20 protein-coding genes and 1 pseudogene are annotated in these 22,537 nt (G+C 54.7%); 13 read left to right on the plus strand and 8 right to left on the minus strand.

Annotation, left to right across the window (positions count from 1 at the left end):
* Positions 1-39: 39 nt before the first annotated feature.
* The 4 genes from sutA to glnK form a co-directional block, all read right to left on the minus strand.
* Positions 40-363, minus strand: a complete 324-nt coding sequence (sutA, locus tag DMX10_RS11465; protein ID WP_111261181.1) for a transcriptional regulator SutA — start codon at positions 361-363, stop codon at positions 40-42.
* A gap of 76 nt (positions 364-439) precedes the next feature.
* Positions 440-865: a secondary thiamine-phosphate synthase enzyme YjbQ gene (locus DMX10_RS11470; RefSeq protein ID WP_111261182.1), complete on the minus strand. Its 426-nt coding sequence runs from the start codon at positions 863-865 to the stop codon at positions 440-442.
* A gap of 208 nt (positions 866-1,073) precedes the next feature.
* Positions 1,074-2,393, minus strand: coding sequence for an ammonium transporter (locus DMX10_RS11475; RefSeq protein WP_111261183.1), 1,320 nt, complete (start codon positions 2,391-2,393; stop codon positions 1,074-1,076).
* 34 nt (positions 2,394-2,427) lie between these two features.
* Entirely contained in the window at positions 2,428-2,766 is a 339-nt protein-coding gene (gene glnK / locus DMX10_RS11480; RefSeq protein WP_003457590.1) for a P-II family nitrogen regulator, read from the minus strand.
* Between the two features lie 409 nt (positions 2,767-3,175).
* Here glnK and DMX10_RS11485 point away from each other — a divergent pair, with 409 nt between their 5' ends.
* The 11 genes and pseudogenes from DMX10_RS11485 (at position 3,176) to DMX10_RS11525 (ending at position 16,633) form a co-directional block, all read left to right on the plus strand.
* Entirely contained in the window at positions 3,176-3,439 is a 264-nt protein-coding gene (locus tag DMX10_RS11485; RefSeq protein WP_111261184.1) for an accessory factor UbiK family protein, read from the plus strand.
* Positions 3,440-3,474: 35 nt separating this feature from the next.
* Positions 3,475-4,320 (plus strand): annotated as a pseudogene (locus DMX10_RS11490) (YifB family Mg chelatase-like AAA ATPase); the annotation flags it as partial.
* Positions 4,321-4,633: 313 nt separating this feature from the next.
* On the plus strand, positions 4,634-6,439 hold the full coding sequence (locus tag DMX10_RS32405) for a hypothetical protein (protein WP_146603000.1): 1,806 nt from the start codon (positions 4,634-4,636) through the stop codon (positions 6,437-6,439).
* An 85-nt stretch (positions 6,440-6,524) separates the two neighbouring features.
* A complete protein-coding gene (locus DMX10_RS11500; protein ID WP_111261186.1) occupies positions 6,525-7,328 on the plus strand; it encodes an inositol monophosphatase family protein in 804 nt (267 codons plus the stop codon).
* Positions 7,329-8,107: 779 nt separating this feature from the next.
* Positions 8,108-9,193, plus strand: coding sequence for a hypothetical protein (locus DMX10_RS32410; protein WP_146603001.1), 1,086 nt, complete (start codon positions 8,108-8,110; stop codon positions 9,191-9,193).
* A gap of 351 nt (positions 9,194-9,544) precedes the next feature.
* Positions 9,545-9,910, plus strand: a complete 366-nt coding sequence (locus DMX10_RS11510) for a histone-like nucleoid-structuring protein, MvaT/MvaU family (RefSeq protein ID WP_111261188.1) — start codon at positions 9,545-9,547, stop codon at positions 9,908-9,910.
* Between the two features lie 1,464 nt (positions 9,911-11,374).
* Positions 11,375-12,538 carry an HlyD family secretion protein gene (locus DMX10_RS11515; protein WP_228723661.1) on the plus strand — a complete coding sequence of 388 codons (1,164 nt, stop codon included), beginning with the start codon at positions 11,375-11,377 and terminating at the stop codon, positions 12,536-12,538.
* Between the two features lies 1 nt (position 12,539).
* Positions 12,540-14,663: a peptidase domain-containing ABC transporter gene (locus tag DMX10_RS11520; protein ID WP_111261190.1), complete on the plus strand. Its 2,124-nt coding sequence runs from the start codon at positions 12,540-12,542 to the stop codon at positions 14,661-14,663.
* A gap of 26 nt (positions 14,664-14,689) precedes the next feature.
* A complete protein-coding gene (locus DMX10_RS32415; RefSeq protein ID WP_146603003.1) occupies positions 14,690-15,235 on the plus strand; it encodes a hypothetical protein in 546 nt (181 codons plus the stop codon).
* A gap of 25 nt (positions 15,236-15,260) precedes the next feature.
* The gene (locus tag DMX10_RS32420) at positions 15,261-15,752 is read left to right on the plus strand and encodes a hypothetical protein (RefSeq protein WP_146603004.1); all 492 of its coding nucleotides are present in this window, start codon (positions 15,261-15,263) and stop codon (positions 15,750-15,752) included.
* A gap of 50 nt (positions 15,753-15,802) precedes the next feature.
* Complete coding sequence (locus tag DMX10_RS11525) at positions 15,803-16,633, plus strand: Fic family protein (RefSeq protein WP_111261191.1); 831 nt, start codon at positions 15,803-15,805, stop codon at positions 16,631-16,633.
* A 201-nt stretch (positions 16,634-16,834) separates the two neighbouring features.
* On the opposite strand, the gene DMX10_RS32425 is transcribed toward DMX10_RS11525, so the two are convergent.
* The 3 genes from DMX10_RS32425 to DMX10_RS33060 all read right to left on the minus strand — a co-directional run bounded on the left by DMX10_RS32425 (position 16,835) and on the right by DMX10_RS33060 (position 18,431).
* Complete coding sequence (locus DMX10_RS32425) at positions 16,835-17,269, minus strand: hypothetical protein (protein ID WP_146603005.1); 435 nt, start codon at positions 17,267-17,269, stop codon at positions 16,835-16,837.
* 123 nt (positions 17,270-17,392) lie between these two features.
* On the minus strand, positions 17,393-17,947 hold the full coding sequence (locus tag DMX10_RS11530; RefSeq protein ID WP_158545595.1) for a hypothetical protein: 555 nt from the start codon (positions 17,945-17,947) through the stop codon (positions 17,393-17,395).
* 88 nt (positions 17,948-18,035) lie between these two features.
* Positions 18,036-18,431, minus strand: coding sequence for an SOS response-associated peptidase (locus tag DMX10_RS33060; RefSeq protein WP_218281317.1), 396 nt, complete (start codon positions 18,429-18,431; stop codon positions 18,036-18,038).
* 170 nt (positions 18,432-18,601) lie between these two features.
* Here DMX10_RS33060 and DMX10_RS11545 point away from each other — a divergent pair, with 170 nt between their 5' ends.
* Both DMX10_RS11545 and umuC read left to right on the plus strand, forming a co-directional pair.
* Positions 18,602-19,039, plus strand: coding sequence for a LexA family transcriptional regulator (locus DMX10_RS11545; protein WP_111261193.1), 438 nt, complete (start codon positions 18,602-18,604; stop codon positions 19,037-19,039).
* Positions 19,036-20,307, plus strand: a complete 1,272-nt coding sequence (gene umuC, locus DMX10_RS11550) for a translesion error-prone DNA polymerase V subunit UmuC (RefSeq protein WP_111261194.1) — start codon at positions 19,036-19,038, stop codon at positions 20,305-20,307. Before DMX10_RS11545 ends, umuC begins: the two co-directional genes overlap by 4 nt.
* 205 nt (positions 20,308-20,512) lie before the next feature.
* Here the strand turns inward: umuC and DMX10_RS11555 are convergent, their stop codons facing one another.
* Complete coding sequence (locus DMX10_RS11555) at positions 20,513-22,486, minus strand: ATP-binding protein (protein ID WP_111261195.1); 1,974 nt, start codon at positions 22,484-22,486, stop codon at positions 20,513-20,515.
* Positions 22,487-22,537 lie beyond the last annotated feature (51 nt).

Genomic DNA, 22,537 nt, shown 5'->3' on the forward strand with positions numbered 1-22,537 from the left:
AGCCCGCTGAACGCGGGCTTCTTCATGGGGCGACGAACCTCAGATGGGACGGCTGCCGTACTTGCTGTCGGGCTTCTTCGGCGGGTCGGCGACCACGTTGGGCTCGACCTCCTGCACCTTGCCGCCACGCGCCAGGAATTCCTCCATGGCCCGTGCGAGCGCGTCGCGCTCCTTCTGCTTGGCTTCGATGCTCGGCAGTTCCTCGACCTCTACCGCCGCCTTCTTGCTCTTGCCGGCAGGCGCGGGGGATTCACTGTCGCTTTCGCTGTCGCCGTCGTCGCTGTCTTCGGCTGCGGCGAGCTCCTCGCCCTCATCCTCGTCGGATGCCTCGAGCTCGTCTTGTTCCAGATCTTCGTCGCTCATGTTCTACCTCTTGTCTTGCCAAAGCAGGTTAGTTATAGCCCAGCCGCGCCAGCGCGCTAACGCCACTGGAAAAAAATCAGATCGCCTCGCCATTGAGCGTGGCGACTACCCGGCGTGCACCGCCATGATCGCGATGTTCCCCCAGGTAGATGCCCTGCCAGGTCCCCAGCGCGAGCCGCCCTTCCTGTATCGGCAGCGTCAGCTGGCAGCCCAGCAGGCTCGACTTGAAATGCGCCGGCAGGTCATCCGGGCCTTCGTAGTCATGTTCGTAGCCGCCTTCCCCCTGGGGCACGAGGCGATTGAAGAATCGCTCGAAATCGCGCCTCACGGAGGGGTCGGCATTCTCATTGACGGTCAATGATGCCGATGTGTGCTGCAGCCACAGGTGCAACAGACCGACACGACAGCGTCGCAGTTCCGGCAAGTTCGCCAGCAGTTCATCGGTCACCAGATGAAAGCCCCGCGGTCGCGCGCCAAGGGTGATCAGTGTCTGCTGCCACATGCGCGTCTCCCGCTGCGAAGTCGTCCGGCGCGCATTCTAGCGCGGCTCCAGAAAAAGCAAAGGGCGCCTTGCGGGCGCCCTTCGTGGCTCGTGTTGCAATCTCTGCCGACGCCGCGTGGCGACGGCAACCTCGAGCGAGCCAGGGCCCCAGGTCCGGCGGCACCGGGCCGCCGTGGAACGGCCCGGCACCTGGGCCGGGCCCTGTCGCTTACAGGTTGTAGCCGCGCTCGTTGTGCTGCGCCAGGTCGAGGCCTACGGTCTCTTCCTCTTCGCTTACACGCAGGCCGATCACCAGGTCCAGGACCTTGAGGATCACGAAGGTCACGACGGCGGTGTAGATCACGGTGAAGGCAACACCCTTGAACTGGATGAACACCTGGCTGGCGATGTCTTCGACGGTGCCGAAGCCACCCAGGGCCGGGGCCGCGAACACACCGGTCAGCAGCGCGCCGATGATGCCGCCGATGCCGTGCACGCCGAAGGCGTCCAGGGAGTCGTCGTAGCCCAGCTTGCGCTTCAGGCTGGTGGCGCTGAAGAAGCACAGGACGCCAGCGGCCAGGCCGATGATCAGGGCGCCCATCGGGCCGACGGTACCGGCGGCCGGGGTGATGGCGACCAGGCCTGCGACCACGCCGGAAGCGATGCCCAGGGCACTCGGCTTACCGTGGGTCAGCCACTCGGCGAACATCCAGCCCAGGGCGGCGGCGGCGGTGGCGATCTGGGTCACCAGCATGGCCATGCCGGCCGTGCCGTTGGCGGCGACCGCGGAGCCGGCGTTGAAGCCGAACCAGCCGATCCACAGCATGGCGGCGCCGACCAGGGTGTAGCCCAGGTTGTGCGGGGCCATCGGGGTGGTCGGGTAGCCCTTGCGCTTGCCCAGGACCAGGCAGGCCACCAGGCCGGCGACACCGGCGTTGATGTGCACCACGGTACCGCCCGCGAAGTCCAGTACGCCCCAGTCCCACATCAGGCCACCGTTGCCGCTCCACACCATGTGGGCGATCGGCGCGTATACCAGGGTGAACCAGATGGCCATGAAGATCAGCATCGCGGAGAACTTCATGCGCTCGGCGAAGGCACCGACGATCAGGGCCGGGGTGATGATGGCGAAGGTCATCTGGAAGGTGATGAACACGCTTTCAGGGAAGGCGGAGGTCAGGCTGTCGACGGTCAGGCCGGACAGGAAGGCCTTGCCGAAGCCACCGACGAAGGAGTTGAAGTTGACGACGCCCTGTTCCATCCCGGTGGTGTCGAAGGCCAGGCTGTAGCCGTAGATGACCCAGAGGATGCTGATCAGGCCGGTGATGGCGAAGCACTGCATCATTACCGAGAGGATGTTCTTGGAACGCACCATGCCGCCGTAGAACAGCGCCAGGCCGGGGATGGTCATGAACAGCACCAGCGCGGTCGCGGTCAGCATCCACGCGGTATCACCACTGTTCAGCACGACCTCGTCGGCGGCCATGGCCAGGCCGGGGGTGACGAGGGACAAAAGGGCTCCTAGCCCTGCGGCTTTACGCAGAGTCATGTTGTTTTCTCCTGGGGCGTTGGGGTTCGGAGGCTTAGATCGCGTCTGTGCCGGTTTCGCCGGTACGGATACGGATGGCCTGTTCCAGATTGACGACGAAGATCTTGCCGTCACCGATCTTGCCGGTGTTGGCTGCCTTGGTGATGGCCTCGATCACGCGGTCCAGCTGATCGTCGGCGATGGCGACATCGATCTTCACCTTGGGCAGGAAATCGACCACGTATTCCGCGCCACGGTACAGTTCGGTGTGACCCTTCTGGCGACCGAAGCCCTTGACCTCGGTAACGGTGATGCCCTGCACGCCGATCTCGGACAGCGACTCGCGCACGTCATCGAGTTTGAACGGCTTGATGATGGCAGTGACTAGCTTCATGAAACTCTCTCCCGTATTGGTGGACTTGCCCCAGGAAAAACGAACCCGGCTCAAGTCTAAGCGCAGTGTCTGGCTTTGTAACGCGTCGAACCGCCCTGGCTCGGCCACTTCGAACGCAAACCAACCGCTTCCGGCGAAACACTCCCCCGCCTCGCCCGACACACCGGTACTGCATCGGTGCATGCGTCATGAGCCCTAAAGCAGAAAGCTTGCCAGCTCCGTCAAAAGCGCTTCTTTTCAAGCAGATACTGGCCGTATGCCCCCTCGGCGGCCGTCGCGGCACCGACGACACGCACCAACTTGGCGCAGCGGAGGATCGGCCGTTGCTCAAAAATCGTGCGCCGCCCATCCGGATCAGCCCGCCACCGCCCGTGGTAGACTGCGCACCGCCTGTCCATGGAAGTCCATCATGCTGCCGCCCAAAGCCCTGCTAGACGCCCTCGGTGCCCACGCCTCCCGCCTGTTCAGCGGTGACACCCCGCTGCCGCGCGCCGAATTCGAAACCCAGTTCAAAGCCCTGCTGCAGAGCGCCTTCAGCAAGCTCGACCTGGTCAGCCGCGAGGAATTCGACAGCCAGATGGCCGTCCTCGCCCGTACCCGCGCCCGCCTCGAGGCCCTGGAAGCCAAGGTCGCCGAGCTCGAAGCCACGCCGACACCGCCGCCGACCGAATGACCCCGGCGGCCGGTGACAGCGATCAAGGAGTGATCATGTCCCTGGCCCTCGTTCACAGCCGCGCCCAGGTGGGCGTGGAAGCGCCGGCCGTCACGGTCGAGGCGCACCTGACCAACGGCCTGCCCTCGCTGGCCCTGGTCGGCCTGCCGGAAACGGCTGTGAAGGAGAGCAAGGACCGCGTCCGCAGCGCCATCCTCACCAGCGGCTTCGAATTCCCGCTGCGTCGCATCACCCTCAACCTCGCCCCAGCCGACCTGCCCAAGGACGGAGGTCGCTTCGACCTCGCCGTCGCGCTCGGCATCCTCGCCGCCAGCGGCCAGGTGCCGGCCTCCAGCCTGGAATCGCTCGAGTGCCTGGGCGAGCTGGCCCTCTCCGGCGCCGTGCGCCCGGTCCAGGGCGTGCTGCCGGCCGCGCTCGCCGCACGCACCGCCGGACGCACCCTGGTGGTGCCACGGGAAAACGCCGAGGAAGCCAGCCTCGCCAGCGGCCTGCGGGTAATCGCCATCAGCCACCTGCTGGAGCTGGCCGCGCACCTGAACGGGCAGGCGCCCCTCGAACCCTTCGTCTCCGCCGGCCTGCCCGACCAGGCGGCCTCCTACCCCGACCTGATCGAGGTGCAAGGCCAGGTCGCGGCCAAGCGTGCCCTGCTGGTGGCGGCGGCGGGGGCTCACAACCTCCTGCTTTCCGGGCCGCCGGGCACCGGCAAGACGCTGCTCGCCAGCCGCCTGCCGGGCCTGCTGCCACCCTTGCAGGAGCAGGAAGCACTGGAGGTCGCCGCCATCCACTCGGTGGCCAGCCACGCGCCCCTGGATGCCTGGCCCCTGCGCCCGTTCCGCCAACCGCACCACAGCGCCTCCGGCCCCGCCCTGGTGGGGGGAGGCTAGGAGAAAACGAAATAGCTGAGACATTAACGAATAATGTGAGACAGCTTGGCGATGCAATTTACTGCTAGCCCTAAACGTCGTAAGCCTTATACGGCGGGCTCGGCATCGCGTTTCTAGCCTCAAGCGGAGGAGCCAGCGCATCCGACGCCTTCGCCTCCATCTCGTCCAGGTCACGCTTGACGCTTCCTAGCTACGGAGGGATTGGCTACCTGTTACGGGAAATTCATACCCCTACCTTCCGTCGGCGAGCCGCTCCGTCTTATGATCCTCGGAGAGCTGCATCACAAAGCCGTTTCAGTAAGGATGGGCAGTGCCTCAACAAAAAGTCCAACGCGTTCCCTACGTGCCTTCAGCTTCTCGACAACGCACTTATGAGTGCAGCTTGTCGCTTCCTCCGGGAGACTGGGTCGTCTGGTGGTACAGCAGCCTAAGGCGCAATGGCCTGGACTACACAGTTCCCTTGGTCAATGTTGTCTTCAGGCGCTTGAAGGGCGACAAACTGACGGGCACTTTTGTTAAAAGGAGGATTGCTCTTAGCCGCCTCTGCTTTTATCAGCCCGGCTATGTCTTGGTCGACAATGTTCTCTCCGAAAGGCTTGCGACTGACGCTGAGTGGTTCGACGTAAATTTCAACCGCGCTGCTGGAAAATGGAGCTTCATGCAAATCCCCGAGCTCAAACTGAGCTCTGATGAAAGTGGATTCTTGCTACCGAAATACTGCGACAATGAGTGGGGGCTTGTATTCAAGCTTGGAAATGGCAAAAAACTCATTCTCAACTGTGTTGAGTTCTTAGTTCGTGGATATTCGAGGCGATCAGAAATTCCGCGAATCTTGGCAACCTACGAATGGTCAGAGGTAGAAAGTCGTCTATTTGCACAACAAACACCGGATAATGAGAAAATTTCAAAATGGAAAACTCCTACCGGAACAGAAAAATGGATTGTTTATCCTCACTCCGACATGGTGAAAGACGATGACGTGCTTTTAGCTCACATCGCCAACGATGAAACATACGCAGCAAACGCAGCTAAATCCATTTTCTCTCAGTTAGACCCAACTCGATTCCGTAATGGGGAAGAGCTCCCAATCACAGCTGCCCCATGGTTTAACAGCGAAACCAAACTCAAATGCCGCGGATTCTGGTCTGAGGACAAAAAGAACTTCTATTGCACTGAGCTTGTTGGTCTTGAAGAGCCAACCGGCATCCCCATCGAAGCTCGTCGCGATCACTCCACACGCACCCCAACTCCTGAGGATCGCATTGAGCAGGAGCGCCTTATCGCTCTGCGTGATGATCCAATGACAATTGTCCTGACCGACTTGAACCAGCCCCGGAGCCAGTATCCTCGTGAGGAAGTAGAGGACAGTAGCTTCGAAGTCATCAAATCTCGAGTAGTGAATAGGATTAAGGTTCCTAAGCTTACCGGTCGACAGAAGACGATTAAAAAAGACGAGCTGGAAATGGAGGATTTCAGTACCGGGGATGCCGCTGGGCAGCGCAATGACACTACTGGGAAAGCTGTTTTAGTCGACAGAGAGTTCGGCGTTAATTCATCTGGAATGCTGTATGAAATGTGGAAGTCCTTTGAGCGACTCAAAGCCGCTCAACAAATTGACCATCTGTGGTGGTTTGTTCCACCAAGTGATAAACATTCCAACAGCGATTTTCAGTGCATTGCCTTCAAAGATGACTTTAGAGATCCCCAAATAACAAAATGGCTAAGCCTTAGAAATGGCGGTCAAAGAGGGCTTCTTCTGATTCTTGTCAGAGTGCAACGGAAGTTTATTCTGATTGTTGAAATCCAGCGCGACGAGTGGATTGACAAGTATGGCATCTATAAAGAAGACAGCTTCTCTGGCCTCGTTTGTGAGGTAGCAGACTCGAGTGAGGCCACTCAAATATTCAATGAACTGAATGATTATCTCCCCAGCAGGAAGGGCGTCTTCCCAGGATTCAAAAGCTCACTCCCGAATAACATCAAGGTATTTGAGCATCGATCAACTGGGAACCCTGATGGCTGGTGCGATGCCACAGCAGTTCTGGCGCTCAGCAAGATGGAAGTGAAGGTTCGCCGTCCACAGACACTAGATACAGAGAAGCTTGAACAGGACTAAGCCGGCTCGTGTAGGGGTATGTGGGCACCCTTTGTAGCAGCGGATATGCTGGTAGTGTTCATCCCCTCCCAAGGAGAGCCTCACCTTGGACTACCTAGACCAGGTCATAGATTCAGTTCTCGCGGCTGGTGAGATTCTCGCAGCGGAGTGGCAGCGTCCAGATGGCCCTCGTGGCGCCGGCGACAAGGCTGATGTCGACATCGAAATTGAGCATGTCCTTCGCGCCGATCTCCTTGGCATAGTCAACTGCGACTTCTGGGGCGAGGAAACTGACAGCCGCTTAACGGGCGCCGAGTTCTGCTGGGTGGTCGACCCAAACGATGGGACCGCGGATTTCTTGAGTGGCAATCGTGGCTCTGCAATTTCCGTAGGCCTGCTTCGAAATTCAGAGCCAGTTTTGGGCGTGGTGTACGCCCCCATAACCGATGACCGCGGGCCAGACTACATCGCATGGGGGATCGGGCTATCTGGTCTACTCAGAAACGGCAAGAGAATTGAGCCGTACCTCAGTAACCAAACTCTCACCCCTGGATCCCAGGTGCTGGTCAGTACTGCAGCAAAGAACAAACCGAAGCTCAACGCAGAGCTCTGTGCCCCGGCCACATACGTCCCTATGCCAAGCATCGCCTACCGGCTTGCGCTTGCAGCTGCTGGCGAAGCCATCGCCGGGGTATCTCTGGTTCCTGTTGGCGCACACGACGTAGTCGCAGGTCATGCGTTGCTGATTGGAGCCCATGGAGCTCTACTGAACCAGAACGGCCTTCCAATCACCTACAGCACCCAGGCGAAGCTATCTCAAGTCTCCTCACGCTGCTTCGGCGGCGCCCCCGAAGCATGCAAGAAGCTCTCACAGAGGAACTGGGAAAAACTCTTCGCCAAGCAAGGATGAAGCAGAACGGCCAGGCTGTTGTCATTCACAAGCAGGGGCAATAAAGGCCTGGATTGGCCGACCGAAGGCAAATGCATGGACTTCAGATGAACTGGCAAACGGTCTGTGGCGAAATGGTCTTGGGGCGCGGAATCTGCGTCCCAATTTCCTAACAGCGCTGCAGGAGTTCAGCTAATGGGGTTTTATCGCTTAACTGTACTGGGTCTTCCGCCGATGAGATCCACGTATTTCAGGACCCTTGAAATGGTTCCTGCACTAGCTTTGCTCGGTCTCTGGATGCGGGGTGATCTGACGTCGACCAGCTTCGTAGCCACGATGACTGCGGCGGCGTGCTTTTATGGGATAGCACCATTGATTCTGAAGAGCCGACGGCCGCGCTGGAGAGCCGAGCTCGCTCAGCAACGAGCACACTTTGAAGCATTGCTCGCACAAGAGCAGGATCCGGTGAAACGAATGTGGCTTCGCGGAGTAATTGAAGAGCTACCTCTTCGCTTCCACCTAGCCGAGGATCCCGAACCTACTTATCAGCGGTGCAAAAGGCTTGCGCAGGTTGCGAACATTGCTCGCAAAGCTGCTTCGTGGCTATCAAAGCACTAATGGTCATGGCCTGGCTCAAGCAGTGACCTCAATCGGCTGCTCTCGCCGGTAGCTGCTTTGCGCGGACGACAGCAATCGGCCAGAAGCAGCCGGTCTTCAGGTAGCCGCTTCGAGTGGAATCTGGCCATCGATTTGTCTGTGACGCTATGCTTCACGGAAGATCGAATAGAAGGTGTTAGAAATTGTCTGCCGAGTACATTCTTGAACAATTCATTATTGGCTCGCGCTTGCAACTGAGCATCTCCGAGGAGCGCTACAACGAGCTGGCACATGCCCGAAGCGTGTTATCCGAGGCACTGGCTTTCGAACAACGCTACGAATTATTGCTTGGTAATTTTCTGGCCATGGAACTGGCTTTTACCGAAATTTGCCTGCGTGCCAAAGTGGAGCCTCAACATCGGTACGTGGACTCAGCAGAAATCCTAGAAACAGCAAATCGCCATGTCGTGAATATGCTTACGGCTATGCGAGCCTATGCCGACCAGGTAGTGCAGGACTTCAAATGCCTGGAGCTGACCCCTAGCTTCGGCGAGGTGGCTAAGTCGGAGCTGAAGAAGGCATTTTCCCGAAGCTCGGACTATCGATTTATGTGCAGTTTAAGGAACCACGTTCAGCATAAGGCTACTGCTGTTCATGGTTTTACAGCGAACGATGATGGGACGAGAGATACCAACGGCTGGGTCGAAACAGTCAGTTTTTATGCAAATAAAGTGACTCTCAGGGCGGATAAGGATTTCAAGCCTCGAGTTCTAGATGAGCAGCCTGAGAAGATCGATATTCGGCGGTGTGCACGACGAAGTGTGCAAGCGGTAGGCGAGGTGCATCTGGCTCTGCGCAATTTATCCAAAGACCAAGTAGCGCGAGCTAGGTCTGCAATTGAGCTTGCAATCCGCGAATACAAGGAAGCTGGTGCAACGTCAGCCATCGGCCTTGGTGCTCGACGCGTCGGGGATACCAGCGCAGATGTCGCGCTGCTGCTGGACTGGGATGACGTTCGACTTCGGCTTGTCGATAAAAACAGCAGCCTTCCACGGCTTTGGCCCCGCCGTAGTCATCGTGAACCGAAGGTTGAGGAGATTATCGCCCTGCGCGAGGAAATGAGGCAGACCCAAGCCCAAGCAGCAGCGCTTGTGTTCATTACCGAGGATCGCTGGCGAGACTACGAAGATGGTCTGCCGATGCCGGAGGGTCTATTTCATCTTTACAAGCTTCAGGTAGGACGCCATCCGACACACTCTCTCCAGCAATCGAAAGCTGTCGACGTCTGAAGGAATAGCTACACCGGGTTGAACTCCGTGTCAGAGCCTTACTCATGCCTTTTCAATAAGTTATGTATGAGGCAGAAGTGGGCGCCGGTGGAGGGAAGAACCTGACCAATAGCCGCTGTTGGTGATAGGCAGCTATGAAATAACGATCCTATGCTCGCACATGCCATAACGCGACAGTTACTGGTCGATAGGAGCATCACACGATAGATATCCAAAAGGCTTCGCTTAACGGTAGGCTGTCAGCGAAGCCTCTCTGGCAAAAACCATTTGCGAATTTTATAGCTATCTTTCGAGAGTGTGATCTGATGAAATGACAGCACATTAAACGCACTCGCTGATGAAGGGTCATCCATGTCCAAACTTGCTGAATTCAAAGCCCTAGAAGCTAAACTTGCCGCACAGCTTAAACAGCTGGACGAACTGAAGAATGACAGTGAGCTGAAGCGCGAAATCGAGTTTGAGGAAAAGCTCCGCGGGCTCATGGCTGAGTACGGCATCAGCCTCCCTGGTATCATTTCACTCTTGGACCCGCAGGCGAATCAGAGCGGGGCCGCCACTTCCCGCAACACACGCGGCCAACGCCGACAGCGTCAAGTTAAGGTTTATAAGAATCCGGATACTGGCGAGGTCGTTGAGACCAAAGGCGGCAACCACAGGGTGCTGAAGGCATGGAAAGAGCAATACGGTGCTGAAAAAGTAGAACGCTGGTTGCAATAACGCACCGACCCGGCAGGAAAAAGCCGCCTCCAGGGCGGCTTTCTTAAGCTGGCCAATCACATAAGAAGGTTCCTTTATCTCGGAACCCGACTGTCGTGAAATCGCTTGGGCGATCTGCCTCTTCACCGCTCGGTGAACGGTAAGATCAATGACTCCGCGGTGGTCGTACATGATCCAAGCGCCATTTCTGCGCTCAAGCCAACCAATCGCGGTCGCCTCAGCGGACTCAAACCCGCCCGAACTGCGAATACGATCGCCCTTTTGGCCAGCATGCCACCTTGATGGTGAGCTCATCCATTCCGTTGTCCTCTACCCAGGCTAACGCAGGTATCCCGTCTGGCGTCCATACATGAAGGTAGATACCGCTCTTCGGGCGGCCTGAGTGTTTGCCCATCTTCGCACCTGCCCAAAAATTATCACTAGGAATCAATCCAAGAAGACATTGAGTAAGCCCGGAAATAATCGCTGCGGTTAAGAGGTTTCGCGCGCACATTGCACGATCGGAGTGATACATCGAGCTGAGCCACTCCTGCTCAGCAAAATGTGAAAGGCCAGGCCACTCGCCGACGTCCTCGTAGCCAAACTGGCTGAGTCGTTCCAGAAATTTACTATCGTGGAATTCAAGAGCCGGACATGTCGCAGGACCCTTTCAAGGCTCCCAAAGCGATGCCCACAGAGACGCATTGGTCCTGAACCCAGCAGCTGAAACGAGTGACTCAGTGAGGTGGGATGACGATATGTGCGGAATAGCAGCCGACAGGCGGTTTTTTACAGTACGAAGCGCTTGAGCGCATGGAGGAATGAAGAGCATTGAGCCTTCTCCCAACAAGCGGCTCATGGCCACCGATTCCGCTTCGACCCTAATGAGGGAGACGTGGGGGATTTACCGCAGCATCGTTTCACCCGGTTGCAGGTGTGGTTGAGCCGACCTGCAATCAGAGTATGACGGAAGGCGCACAAGCAAGTACGCCGGTCACGGTGGCGGTCAGGACTGATCTGCGCTTGTCGAGGTGCCTGTTGAGCGGGACCATAAAAGTACGTCTTGCAAGATTCCTCCCATCCTCTTAGCCCCTAAGCATCCTATCATCACGTAAGAAAACCTTAATCAGGGATCGATATCCTGTTCTACCAGTCAGCTTACAGATGCCCTAATTTGCGGCAATGAGTATGACATATCGCTCTATTTTGGGCCTCTACACGCGACACGCGTCACGCCTCAATGGAATCCTCGATTAATATCGACCACGGAGACAGGTTTGGCATGAGCGTTGCTGGGGTCGCCACGTAAGACAGGGAGCTCGTAGGACCAATGGATTGGTAGCCGTACACATGTCAAACATAGGGATGTGCATGACTGGCTCACGCAGGGAAGGCGCGCGCGCGCCAAATCAAAAAAATCCGTATCAAGGCGAAATTCACGTCGCCAGATCTTCAACTAGCAAAATGGCATTGGTCATATCCGTGATGACTATGTCGGCTGTAATAATTTTACTTGTCTTCGGAACTTATACCAGACGGGAAAAAATCGAAGGCTCACTTGTACCTGAAGGTGGAGTAGCTTTCATAGTTGCGAGAAGTTCTGGTGCAGTTGAAAAACTGCTTGTTAACGAAGGGGACAGAGTGAAAGCCGGCGATCCGCTAGCGATCATAACCACCGACATTAAAAGCGAGGGAGTGGGGTATGCCGGAGAGGCCATATCCTCACTGGTAAGCGAGCAAATATCAAAGGCTGAGTCACGTAAAATCTCCATGGCCTTAGCAGCAAATGCAAAGGAAGAAGAGCTAAGAAGTATCGAGAGAAATATCGAGGAACAGATTGCGGGCATTGAGGACCTTGTAAAAATCAAACAGGAAATCCTTGAAAAAAAAGATGAAGAGCTGCTGGCCAATGAGCGCTTACTTGCAAGAGGGTACGTGACTCCGAAAAGAATTGACCAATTAAAGATAGAAATACTTGAACTGGAATCAAGCAGGCGCCAGCTGAAACAGAGAATCTTGGAATTCCAAGGCGATCTCGCAAAGAACAAGTCTGCAATCAATCAACTTTCCTACCAATTAAGCCTTGATGAAGCTTCCCTGGACTCACAAATACTAGAGCTGAAAAAATCGCAGGCCCAAAGCAAAGCCAGTTCAACAGTTGTCCTAACGGCTCATAACGATAGCGTCGTCTCTTCTGTGCTGATACGACCCGGCCAAGCGGTCACCGTTAGGCAAAGCCTTATAGCCTTAGTACCCGTTGAGGGGGTCTTAGAAGCCGAACTGAGGGTCCCGAACAAATCAGTAGGGTTTCTAAAAATGGGGCAGAAATTTCTGATTCAGTATGAAGCATATCCCTATCAGAAATTTGGACTGGGCGTTGGGCACATAAGTGCCATTGCGCAAAACACAACACCCTCGGCAGAGATGAGCAAGCCAGACACAAGCCGGGAAAGCCCAGACGGATATTATAAAGCAAGGGCCCGAATCGATTCCCAAGAAATTAAAGTATACGAGACCAATATACCTCTAAGACCTGGGATGAAGTTTTCTGCCGACATTCTACTGGAAAAAAGAAGCCTACTAGAGTGGTTGTTGGAACCTCTGTATGCATGGCGCATGAGATCGCAGTCAATGGGAGAGAATCAATAGAATGGCCCAATTGCGTTTTGATAGCAGATCGAAGCTTCCAATAATAATGCAACAAGAAAAATCCGAATGCGGATTTGCTTGTATTGCAATGATCGCCAGCTTCTATGGCCATGAAATCTCATTGCGCGAAGTTCGAGCTATGCATCGCGGCTCCAGCCGCGGTGCAACATTGCTCGAAATAGTCCAAGTTGCCATGCAACTTGGTATGCAGGCGCGCCCACTGAAGATTGAAAACAATGAGATCGACTCACTAAAGCTGCCTGCACTATTGCACTGGAAAAATAGCCACTATGTGGTTTTAAGGGAATTAAGAGCAGGAAAATTTTGCATACACGACCCGGCAAGTGGCGTCGTTAATTTAAGCCGCGAAGAGTTCAGTATATTCTTTACAGGTGCAGCGCTAGAACTAGCCCCTGGGCACCAATTCCAACTCAAAAATAAAATCCCTGGAGTTGCAGTTCGAGATATCCTTGGAAAGGTTCATGGACTTCATGAGGCACTTGTTGGGATTCTTGCTTCAGCACTAGCACTCGAGGCGTTTTCCTTTATCACACCTCTATTCACGCAGTTAGTTATTGACAAGGCTATTTCTAGCGCAGACCTTGATTTGCTGCTCGTTTTTGGGATGTCATTCTGCGTTCTTATCATATTCCAATCGTTCATCAGCTATTTGCGTGATTGGTTAGTTTGCCGGACGGGAAGCACTTTAAATCAGTCATGGACTGGGGGTGTCTTTGCTCACCTCATGTCGCTACCGGAAGATTATTTTCAAAGAAGATCACTAGGCGATATCGGTTCAAGATTTGGCTCACTAAAAAATATCCAACAAGCCATTACATCAACGATTACAACTAGCTTCCTAGATGGCTTTATGTCGCTAGTAACACTCGCAGCGATGGTAATCTACAGCCCCAAGCTAGCCACTGTAGCTTTTGTCTTCACCTCTGCATATGTGCTGGTCCGGCTTGCGTTATATTCAAAATTCAAAAGTCTAAACATCGACTTAATTAGCGCACAAGCAAGGCAGAACTCGAAATTCTACGAGGCCGTGCGTGCTTCGCAAACAATAAAGGCAAACAACCTAACAGCACAGGTCACTACAACATATTTAAACCTTGTCACCTCATATTTAAATAGAAATATTTTAGCATCGCGATTGACCATTGCGTTCAAAGCATTTGCCGATCTGATTCAAGGGATAGAAAAAATTGTCCTATTGTGGATTGGAGCAACACTGGTTATTCAACAAGAGCTCACAGCAGGTATGCTTATGTCGATATCCATGTTTAGCCTGCTGTTTGGTTCCAAAATTGCTCACCTTGCGGACAACTATGTCGAACTGAAGCTGCTTAAAATACATGCCGCACGAATATCAGACATTGTACATACTGAAAAGGAATTACATTACTACCCTACTTTCTTCGGCGAGATCAAAGACAAGACAATTGAGTTCGCTTCAGTATATTTTCGCTACTCTCCCTCTGAACCTTGGATTCTTGAGAACTGCTGTTTCACGATAAAGCCAGGAGAGGCAGTCGCAATAACTGGTAGCTCCGGGATTGGAAAAAGCACGATACTAAAATTGATCTGTGGACTATTAGAGCCAAATAGCGGGAAGATCTTAATCGGGGGCGTGGATGTTACAACCATAGGGAAAGAGCAGTTGCGCTCATGGATGGCAGTTATCCTTCAAGACGACACTCTATTTTCTGGAACCATCGCTGAAAACATTTCTCTATTCAATGAGCAATATTCTATAGAAGAGATATCGACTGCTGCGCAAGAAGCTTGCATACATGGTGAAATTATCAAGATGCCGATGGGATATAACACCTTAATCGGAGACATGGGGTCCTCACTATCTGGTGGTCAACGTCAAAGGTTGTTAATTGCACGATCACTAATTCGAACTCCTTCCTTCCTTTTGTTCGACGAAGCAACCAGTCACTTAGATATCGAAAACGAGTTTCGGATATCTGAAATTCTTGCAAAGAGAAATTGCACAAGGATCATCGTTGCCCACAGGGAAGCAACTATAAAGCTATGCAACAGGATTTTACACATGGAGGGGAGGAGACTTAAGGACAAGACAAATAAAACGATAACACCGCACTTGGTAGTTTAACTAGTTCACAAGGAGTGTTAGTTTCTATGAAAGTTCTGACTGAAGAAGAAATGATGCTGGTTGCTGGCGGGGCGTCTCAATATCAATACCAATATGACTTAGACCCCATCGAAATTGAAGGCGACCCCTATGATGACCCCAATCCATGGGTAATTGGCCCGACAGATGAAGAGGCTGCTGGTGGGTACGGCGGTGGAAGCGGCGGCGGCAATGGAGGTGTCAGTGTTGGTGCGGAGGGGTCTGGATCTGACATTGAAGTAAAAGCAGGTGCAGATCTAACTAATCTTTCGGAAAAAATCACATCAATATTTGATGAGATTGTTTCGGTTTGGAAGGAACTGAACGCTCCCACTCCTGTAATCACATCGGGAAATGATTCTACACATGGTGCGAATTCACTGCATTACGCAAATGAGGCGATTGATCTTAGAGCCAACAACATAAGCGCCGACCTCGCGCAAGACTTGGTAGAGCAGCTGAGGAATGCGGTTGGCCCGGATTACGACATTATTTACGAGACTTTCTCAAACAGTTCGAACAATCACATCCATGTTGAATATGACCCAAACTAAAGGCGGCCATATGGGAAATGCAACCATGATTAAAAGACTCGTCCTTCTTTCCGCTCTATCTGCAGGCTGCGTCAACGCAAGCAGTGAACTTTTAGATATACCATCTGAAATGCTGTCGAAGGGCGCCAATGCAGGTCTCCGCGCCAATGACACTACCGGCACGGGTTATACGAAAGCCGTAGGCGATTTCGACGGAGACGGCAAAATTGATTACGCATCTCTAAAGCTAGAAGACCCATCCACCCAAAAGTACAAGTTGGTGGTCACTCTGAGCGGGGCAAATGGCCAAGATCAAACCCTTAAGGCTGGCGATGATTTACTGTCTGTAGGCATTGAGACCTTAAAGCCGGGCTCCTATAAGACTGCTTGTAGTAAAGGTGCAGGACCTGCGACCGACAACTGCACAAAAGAGATCAGCATGAAGCACGATGGTATCTCATTGTTTACTTTTGAGTCTGGTGCAAGCCTTATATATATGGAGAATGGCCATTTCAAAGAGGTCTTCATAGCAGACTAGCGCCCAATGGGCCGTAGTTCCTACGGCTCATTTCCTGTGCCGAGACAACTATGCCTATAAAGCCGACCCAATACTACGTTACAGAATTTGCATATCCGAACTACGCAGACTTACCAGTTTTTACTAAGCAAAAAATTGAGAAAGCTGAAGCATCACTGAAAAATATTTCAGGAGAGCTAGGAAACTGGTTCTACCAGGATGTTGCTGCGTTCAATTTGGGTAATATCGAGCGTATGAGCCCCAATTCAATTCTACTTTCTCATGAGCTTTCTGATTATTTCATGGACCAGGGAGAGCACGTCAGAATTGATGGAGTAAGGACCGAGAGTGAGCGACGTGTTTTACAGAAAGGTATTGTTTCTTACAGCTTCCCATATACATCGCTCTCGTCAGAGTTCATTTGCGAACTCGAGTCGCTGGCCAGTCATCTACTAGGTGAGGAGTGCTTGATTCGTACGGGAGGGCTTAGGTGTCAGCCTGACAGGGGGAATAAGCAATGGGTGTTTACACACCCGTCAAGAATTGCGGAAAGATTAATAGGCTTGCATATTTATCTAAATCGAAACCGTTCAGGATTGCCTAGTCTATTTTCAGCAGTCGTTGCCATCGTCACGATTTGGTTTTGTCATCCGTTCAGGGACGCGAATGGTAGGGTTGGAAGGTGTCTTTTTCAAATCATATTACGTTTTGGAGGATTGCCGCTCAGTACAACGCTGCCTCTTAGAGACCTCTTCTCTTTGTCTAGAGGTGGTTTTCTGATTCGTGCAAGACAAGTGATAACCAGAAATGATTGGATACCCATCCTCGATTTTTTTTGTAATTTAATCTTCATCTGTGCTCAAGATGCGACCTATCAGGCAGCGACTCCCGGCACCCTTTAAAACTAGCGTCCCATATCTGATGATATTTGAGCCGAGCTTCAAAAGCAGATTGGCTCTAAATCCATTATATGACGTGGGCGTAAGCGTATTCCGAAGGTATCTGTCTACAGCGCTTCCATCTCAACCGTCTACCCCAGGCCAGAGGCGGCCGTAAAACGTAACCGGGCAGTGCTGTCCAACCTTGTCCGCTTTACGTTTCAATCAATCGACATAGATTTCAAAAACCGGCACGCCAGCCTCAATCATCTTCAAGGCTACCGCTTTAGCCAATGCTTCATCTTCAATACACGTGACACCTGATTCATTACGGATCGGCAGATACGTTACGTTTCTTGTCACTTCCGACGAAACCTTGAGTCCTAAAGCATCGGCTTGGCTTTGAAGCCTATAGCCGTCGATGCTGCCGTAGTCTTCGCAGGTTCGAAAACAACGCGTACCTTTAAGCTGCTTGTAAACCGTCGATAAAGGCGAATGCATCAGCTCGGGAATAAGTTGACGAAGAAGAGCAATTTGCCTTGCATCAGGTCCTTCTGATGAAAAAGAGAATACTAGTCGCCAGCTGTCTCGCATAATTTTTTTCAGCCCCCATCCGGGCTCGCTTCCATCCCATAAATACTTGAAATCTCCGACTTTCATAGCGCAATCCAAACTCAAACAGAGAAATCGGTTAAAGGGTCAGCTTCAGTGCTCATTCTAGATGTGCGCTCTTGGCCGAAAGCAGTCATTCAGAGTGGCATGCCAGCCTACGTTAAGGCGCAATCAGAATATCTTGTTGCGCCAGACCTCACTCCACGTCGTGATCGACCTGCTCCTGTTCAGCCCTTGTATGAAGGCTACGCGTGGGCTGGTGCTGCTCATTACCGCCTCGGCGGTGGAGATATTCTTGGTGGCGAATTTTCCGTACGGAGCTGCCAGCTGTAGATATGCGTTGTCTGCTTCCTCTGCGTTCGCCCAGAAGAAGCGCCCACCACCTTCCTGTCTAATCTGCTTGCCGGCCCGCTGCCAGTTTTCCTGGGTGTAGTAGTGGTTGAACCTGAAGCGCAGTCTGAGGTTCTTTTCCTCGATCTTCATCTTTGCAAACGCGCGCGGAATGGTGTCGCTGATGCAATGCTTGCAGGGACTCCAGTTGCCGTAGAGCACAATCTTTGCGTTCGCCGGTATCTCCGCATATCCCCACCACACATCCAGCTGGTGTAGCAGCATGTCTTCCACGTGCACCAGTGTGCCGCTCCCATACGTGTGCTCAGAAGAGCGAATCTTTCCCTCCACCTCAACCATGAGCTTGGAGCTCATGTTGTTGTCGAAGGCGTACATGCTGTGAAAGTGCTGAGCCCGCGCTGATAAGTCGCCCATGTGAATCTCCCTCTCTAACTGTTCATCCCAGACTTCTTGCTTTGCTCCACTACCGTTCCGTCAGCACCGGCCACCGATCATGAATCCAGGCAAACTCCTCGGGCGGGTCGGTGGTGACCACATACACCCGCCGATCCTCTCCCTCGCCAATCACCAGGCATTCCAGTGCCTGGCCCTCAGGCACATCGAACCAGTGTGACGGCCGGTTCTTCTCGCCCTTCTGCCCTTCCTTCTCCATGAATCGCTGCACCAGGCCGAAGGCGCGGCGGGGCTGGTACTTCGCCCAGCCGCCGGCCTGCACGGTGCTGAGCCTGGCCCAGCCGCCCTGGGGGCCGGTGCCGGGCTGGCCTTCGCGGCGGCCCCAGCCGATCCAGTCGATCTGGCTGCCGCCGTCGAGCTGCACCGGGATCGCCGCCTTGGGGTTGGGGAAGTAGATCTTCCACACCTTTTCCGCCTCTCTGGCTTCAACGCCGCCGCACATACACGCCTCCGGTTTCGGGTGTCAGGTTTCAGCGTAGGACAGACTCACGGCCTTCCTCCCGTCGGCTGACGGATTGACCGATAAGAGAACCTGAAAAATACTGTATCTATATCCAGTACTCGCGAGTGTGTGAGATGTCGCTTTCGATCCTTGCCCGGGGCCAGCGCCTGCGGGAACGCCTGCTAGCCGAAGCCGCTGATCTACGGATCACCGGCTTTCAATCCCCAGCAGAAGATGAGAAGGAAGAGGGCCTTTCCCTCGACCGTCTCACTGGCCTGGGCGCGCCGCACATCTGGGGCGTGCGGGTGCTGGATAGCTCGCTGGAGGGCTTCGGCGTGTTTCAGGGCGACCGCCTCATCGTCAACCGCGCGGCTAGCCATGTAGATGACCGGCTTGTGGTGGTGGACCTGGGCGGGGAGGGCTACCGGGTGCGCCTGGTGGTGAAGGACATGTTCGGCGGCCGCTGGCTGCGCGCCGCCGAGACGCACGTCCATGACATTCAGCTCGACGGCGACGAGCCCATCGAGATCTGGGGCGTGGTGACCTGGGTGGTCAGCCACGTCGCGCCATGAGCGGCCAGCGGATCTTCGCCCTCATCGACTGCAATTCCTTCTACTGCAGCTGCGAACGCATCGGCCAGCCGGAGCTCAAGCGCCGGCCGGTGGTGGTGCTTTCCAACAACGACGGCTGCGTTATCGCCCGTTCCGCAGAGGCCAAGGAGCTGGGCATCGCCATGGGCGCACCGTTCTACCAGGTGCGTGAGCAGATGCGCCGCAGCGGCGTGGTGGCGCGCTCGAGCAACTACACGCTGTACGCCGACATCAGCAACCGGGTGATGCGGGTGATGGCCGAGATGCTGCCCGGCATCGAGGTCTATTCCATAGACGAAGCCTGGGGTGACATGGCCGGCATCACCGACCTCGAGGCGCATGGCCGCGCCATCCGCCAACGCCTGGCGCGCGAGATCGGCATGCCCGTGGGCATCGGCATCAGCACCACCAAGACCCTGGCCAAGCTCGCCAATTGGGCGGCGAAGAAGTGGAAGGCCACTGGCGGTGTGCTCGACCTCACCGACCCGGCCCGCCAGGAGCGGCTGCTGCGCCTGGCCCCCATCAGCGAGGTATGGGGCATTGGCCACCGCTCGGCGGTGAAGCTGGCCGCGCTGCGCATCAACAGCGCGTGGGAGCTGGCGAACTTCGACATCGGCACCCTGCGCAAGACTTTCGGCGTCACCATGGAGCGCACCGCGCGCGAACTGCTCGGCGTGAGCTGCATAGGTTTCAATCAAGGCCCACCGCCGAAGGAGGCCATCTGCAGCAGCAAGATGTTCGGCGTGCGGCAAACCGAGCTGGCACCCATCCGCGAAGCGCTGGCCGCCTATGTGAGCCGCGCCGCCGAGAAGCTGCGCAGCCAGGGCTCGCTGTGCCAGACCATCCAGGTAGGCCTGCAGACGCAACTCGCCGAAAGAGAAGGGCCGCGATTCTGTGAGGCTATTACCCTGGCGTTGCCCGCGCCCACCAACGACACGCGGGAGATCCTCGCGCTCGCGCAACGCGGGCTCGGTGAGATCTATCGACCCGGCTACCGCTTCTCCAAATGCTCCATCCTGCTGATGGATCTGTGCCAGCCCGGCGAGGTGACGCCGGACCTGTTCGCGCCCACGCAACGCCGTGGGGCGGAACGGCTGATGGAGGTGGTGGACCAGATCAACCAGCGTGAGGGGCGCGGCACGGTACATATTGGGCGGGTGCCGGCTGCGCCGGTTTGGGCGATGCGGCGGGACATGCTGAGCCCGCGATATACAACGCGCTGGGAGGAAGTAATCGGGGTTCGTGGTTAAGTGGGGAGGCTTCTTGGCCGGTTCTGGCAGGAGCTGCAGCTACTGATTATGAAGGGCTTCTTTCGGCCAAAAGCGGACAGTCTTAAGTGCCGGTTCAGGTGTTGAATAACGTCTGTATTGGTCACAAGGAAGGGGTGACGGCATGCGTATGCTCTTCAGCGGTGAGAGGATGCATCAAAAGCTCCCCTCGCCGTCACTGAATACACTATGAACTTCCACATATTTTAGTTTTGGCGTTTACCGCCTCGCCTAGATCGAGATCTGCCTGCTCCTGCACTGACAGTACTTTGGCGAGAAGCGCGTCGGTTTGGAGGTTGTCGTAGCGATTCTCCAAAGTCTTACGCAATCGCATCAGTCTGAGATTGGCGGTGCTTACCAACGCTCCGTATGTTGTAGCTCTGACTTGGCCATAATAGCGAGTCTCGTCGCCGACTTTTTTGTCCGTCCCCACACCAGGCGCAATGGATTGACCCACTACCCAAGCGGTCACATACGGCGCGCCGTGTACAAAGCCTGAGTTCGCAATGTCTTGAACGTATCCGTCAGCCTGATTCACCTCCTTACGATTGATTTTGAAACCGCCCTTTTTGAGCTCAATCAGCAAGATATTTTGCATCTGAGCGACAGTTGGATCTTGAGTTTGAAACCCCTCAATGCCGACCAGTTGGACGGTGCTTTGATCTGGAAGAACAACGACATCAGGCCGCTTCTTCTCGTTGATAAATGAAGCGCCTGTGTTACCCCAAAGTTGCTTAGCTACGCTCCGTAGGGTCATGTTCGAGCAGTATTCCATCGACTCGAATTCTGGGCCGAAGAGCCATCGAGATCTCAGGATCAACGGATGAAGGGTATGGAGCTCATCGGTATCGGGGTCATCAGCGAGCCTTGCAATGACCTCAATGACGCTGAGCCTGTCATCAATTTCGTCCAGGACACGCAGAGCGTCTTTGACCGACCAATCGGCCAGCAGGGAATCAAGTCCCTCCACGTCTGTCGCTGATAGCTTGGCAAGTTTTTGAAGGAGCGCCGCACCGCTTTTGGATTTCTCCAGATTGATTACGGCTTTGACCGCCGTCGCCAGGAAATCAGGGGAGATCAACGGGTGGGCTTGAGCAACCGCCTTCGTAAATTCGGTCACCTCAAGTTGCGCACCTTGCCCAAGGGTTTTAAGTTCAGAGCGATTCTGAACAAGAGCGTCTTCCGATGTTGCTTCAACCACCTCTGCGGCGAGCTCATCGGCGACCTGAGTGATGTGTAGTGAGGCGGCCTTGAAAAGCTCATCCACCGCTGGCGTCGCCTTAAACCCTGTCCAATCTGCATGGACATGGTCATCAAAGCCATGGGTGTCTACGATGACCTTGTACCGCTTAGCAAATCGAGTGCGACCATCGAAGTTCGCAACTTGGCCAATCGCCCAAGATGGATTTCCTACAAGGCGGTGGTCTACCCAAAATGCTACACCTTGATGGATAGACGAGTGGTTCTGCTGTGTTGAGTCAATGACAATCACCCGCGCAGATCGACCCTCACTCAAAGAAATGGTCTGCTCCTTCGCGTATTTTTCAAGCTTGGCAAGTGTCAGCGGGGTGCCGTTCACGCGAATCTGGAAGCTGGGGTCATGGATGAAGCGTGCCGCTAGGACAGTCGAGATTTCCGCTGCATCAGGAAGCTTGCGAACAACTGTCACGCGGAGCTTGGTACCAGAGCCCTCTTGTTTACCGAACTCCTCTGATCGAACGACAAACGGGCTTGGGCCAGATTCAGTGCCTACAACGAATTTGCTTAGTGTTCCGTCGCGCCAGGTTTCGACAAGATACTCATCACCGAAGCAAAGAAGACCATGGCGCCCGACACCATTGCGGCCATAGGCTTTCCGAATCTTTGCACTCCTGCCTTTCGGGAATTCTACTTTCCAGCTTTGATGCTTCAGCCTGTTGTACCGGAGCATCATCCAGCGATTGCTGAACTGCTCCGGGGTCATGCCATGACCGTCGTCAAGAATAGTGAGCGTTCCGCCGAGCTCGGAGGGGAGGAATAGCTCGACCTTGCTCGCCCCCGCGTCCCAAGCATTTGCGACCAATTCGGTAAGAGCGACTTGAGGTACATGAGCAACTGGCCCAAGTTCCCGTAAGAGGTAGTCCTCCTCGAACAGCGATAGATGACGCGTTTGTTCGGGCATGGTTCCCTCCTTGGGATGGTGCTTATCGTTGAGCGTTTGCGAGTGCTTGCG

The organism is Pseudomonas sp. 57B-090624 (genome assembly GCF_003234055.1).
In the GTDB taxonomy this organism is placed as follows: Bacteria; Pseudomonadota; Gammaproteobacteria; order Pseudomonadales; family Pseudomonadaceae; genus Metapseudomonas; species Metapseudomonas tohonis.

Coding starts and splice junctions, on each gene's coding strand:
- sutA (WP_111261181.1), bottom strand. CDS start 363: ATGAGCGACGAAGATCTGGAACAAGACGAGCTCGAGGCATCCGACGAG.
- DMX10_RS11470 (WP_111261182.1), bottom strand. CDS start 865: ATGTGGCAGCAGACACTGATCACCCTTGGCGCGCGACCGCGGGGCTTT.
- DMX10_RS11475 (WP_111261183.1), bottom strand. CDS start 2,393: ATGACTCTGCGTAAAGCCGCAGGGCTAGGAGCCCTTTTGTCCCTCGTC.
- glnK (WP_003457590.1), bottom strand. CDS start 2,766: ATGAAGCTAGTCACTGCCATCATCAAGCCGTTCAAACTCGATGACGTG.
- DMX10_RS11485 (WP_111261184.1), top strand. CDS start 3,176: ATGCTGCCGCCCAAAGCCCTGCTAGACGCCCTCGGTGCCCACGCCTCC.
- DMX10_RS11510 (WP_111261188.1), top strand. CDS start 9,545: ATGTCCAAACTTGCTGAATTCAAAGCCCTAGAAGCTAAACTTGCCGCA.
- DMX10_RS11515 (WP_228723661.1), top strand. CDS start 11,375: ATGACTATGTCGGCTGTAATAATTTTACTTGTCTTCGGAACTTATACC.
- DMX10_RS11520 (WP_111261190.1), top strand. CDS start 12,540: ATGGCCCAATTGCGTTTTGATAGCAGATCGAAGCTTCCAATAATAATG.
- DMX10_RS32415 (WP_146603003.1), top strand. CDS start 14,690: ATGAAAGTTCTGACTGAAGAAGAAATGATGCTGGTTGCTGGCGGGGCG.
- DMX10_RS32420 (WP_146603004.1), top strand. CDS start 15,261: ATGATTAAAAGACTCGTCCTTCTTTCCGCTCTATCTGCAGGCTGCGTC.
- DMX10_RS11525 (WP_111261191.1), top strand. CDS start 15,803: ATGCCTATAAAGCCGACCCAATACTACGTTACAGAATTTGCATATCCG.
- DMX10_RS32425 (WP_146603005.1), bottom strand. CDS start 17,269: ATGAAAGTCGGAGATTTCAAGTATTTATGGGATGGAAGCGAGCCCGGA.
- DMX10_RS11530 (WP_158545595.1), bottom strand. CDS start 17,947: ATGTACGCCTTCGACAACAACATGAGCTCCAAGCTCATGGTTGAGGTG.
- DMX10_RS11545 (WP_111261193.1), top strand. CDS start 18,602: ATGTCGCTTTCGATCCTTGCCCGGGGCCAGCGCCTGCGGGAACGCCTG.
- umuC (WP_111261194.1), top strand. CDS start 19,036: ATGAGCGGCCAGCGGATCTTCGCCCTCATCGACTGCAATTCCTTCTAC.
- DMX10_RS11555 (WP_111261195.1), bottom strand. CDS start 22,486: ATGCCCGAACAAACGCGTCATCTATCGCTGTTCGAGGAGGACTACCTC.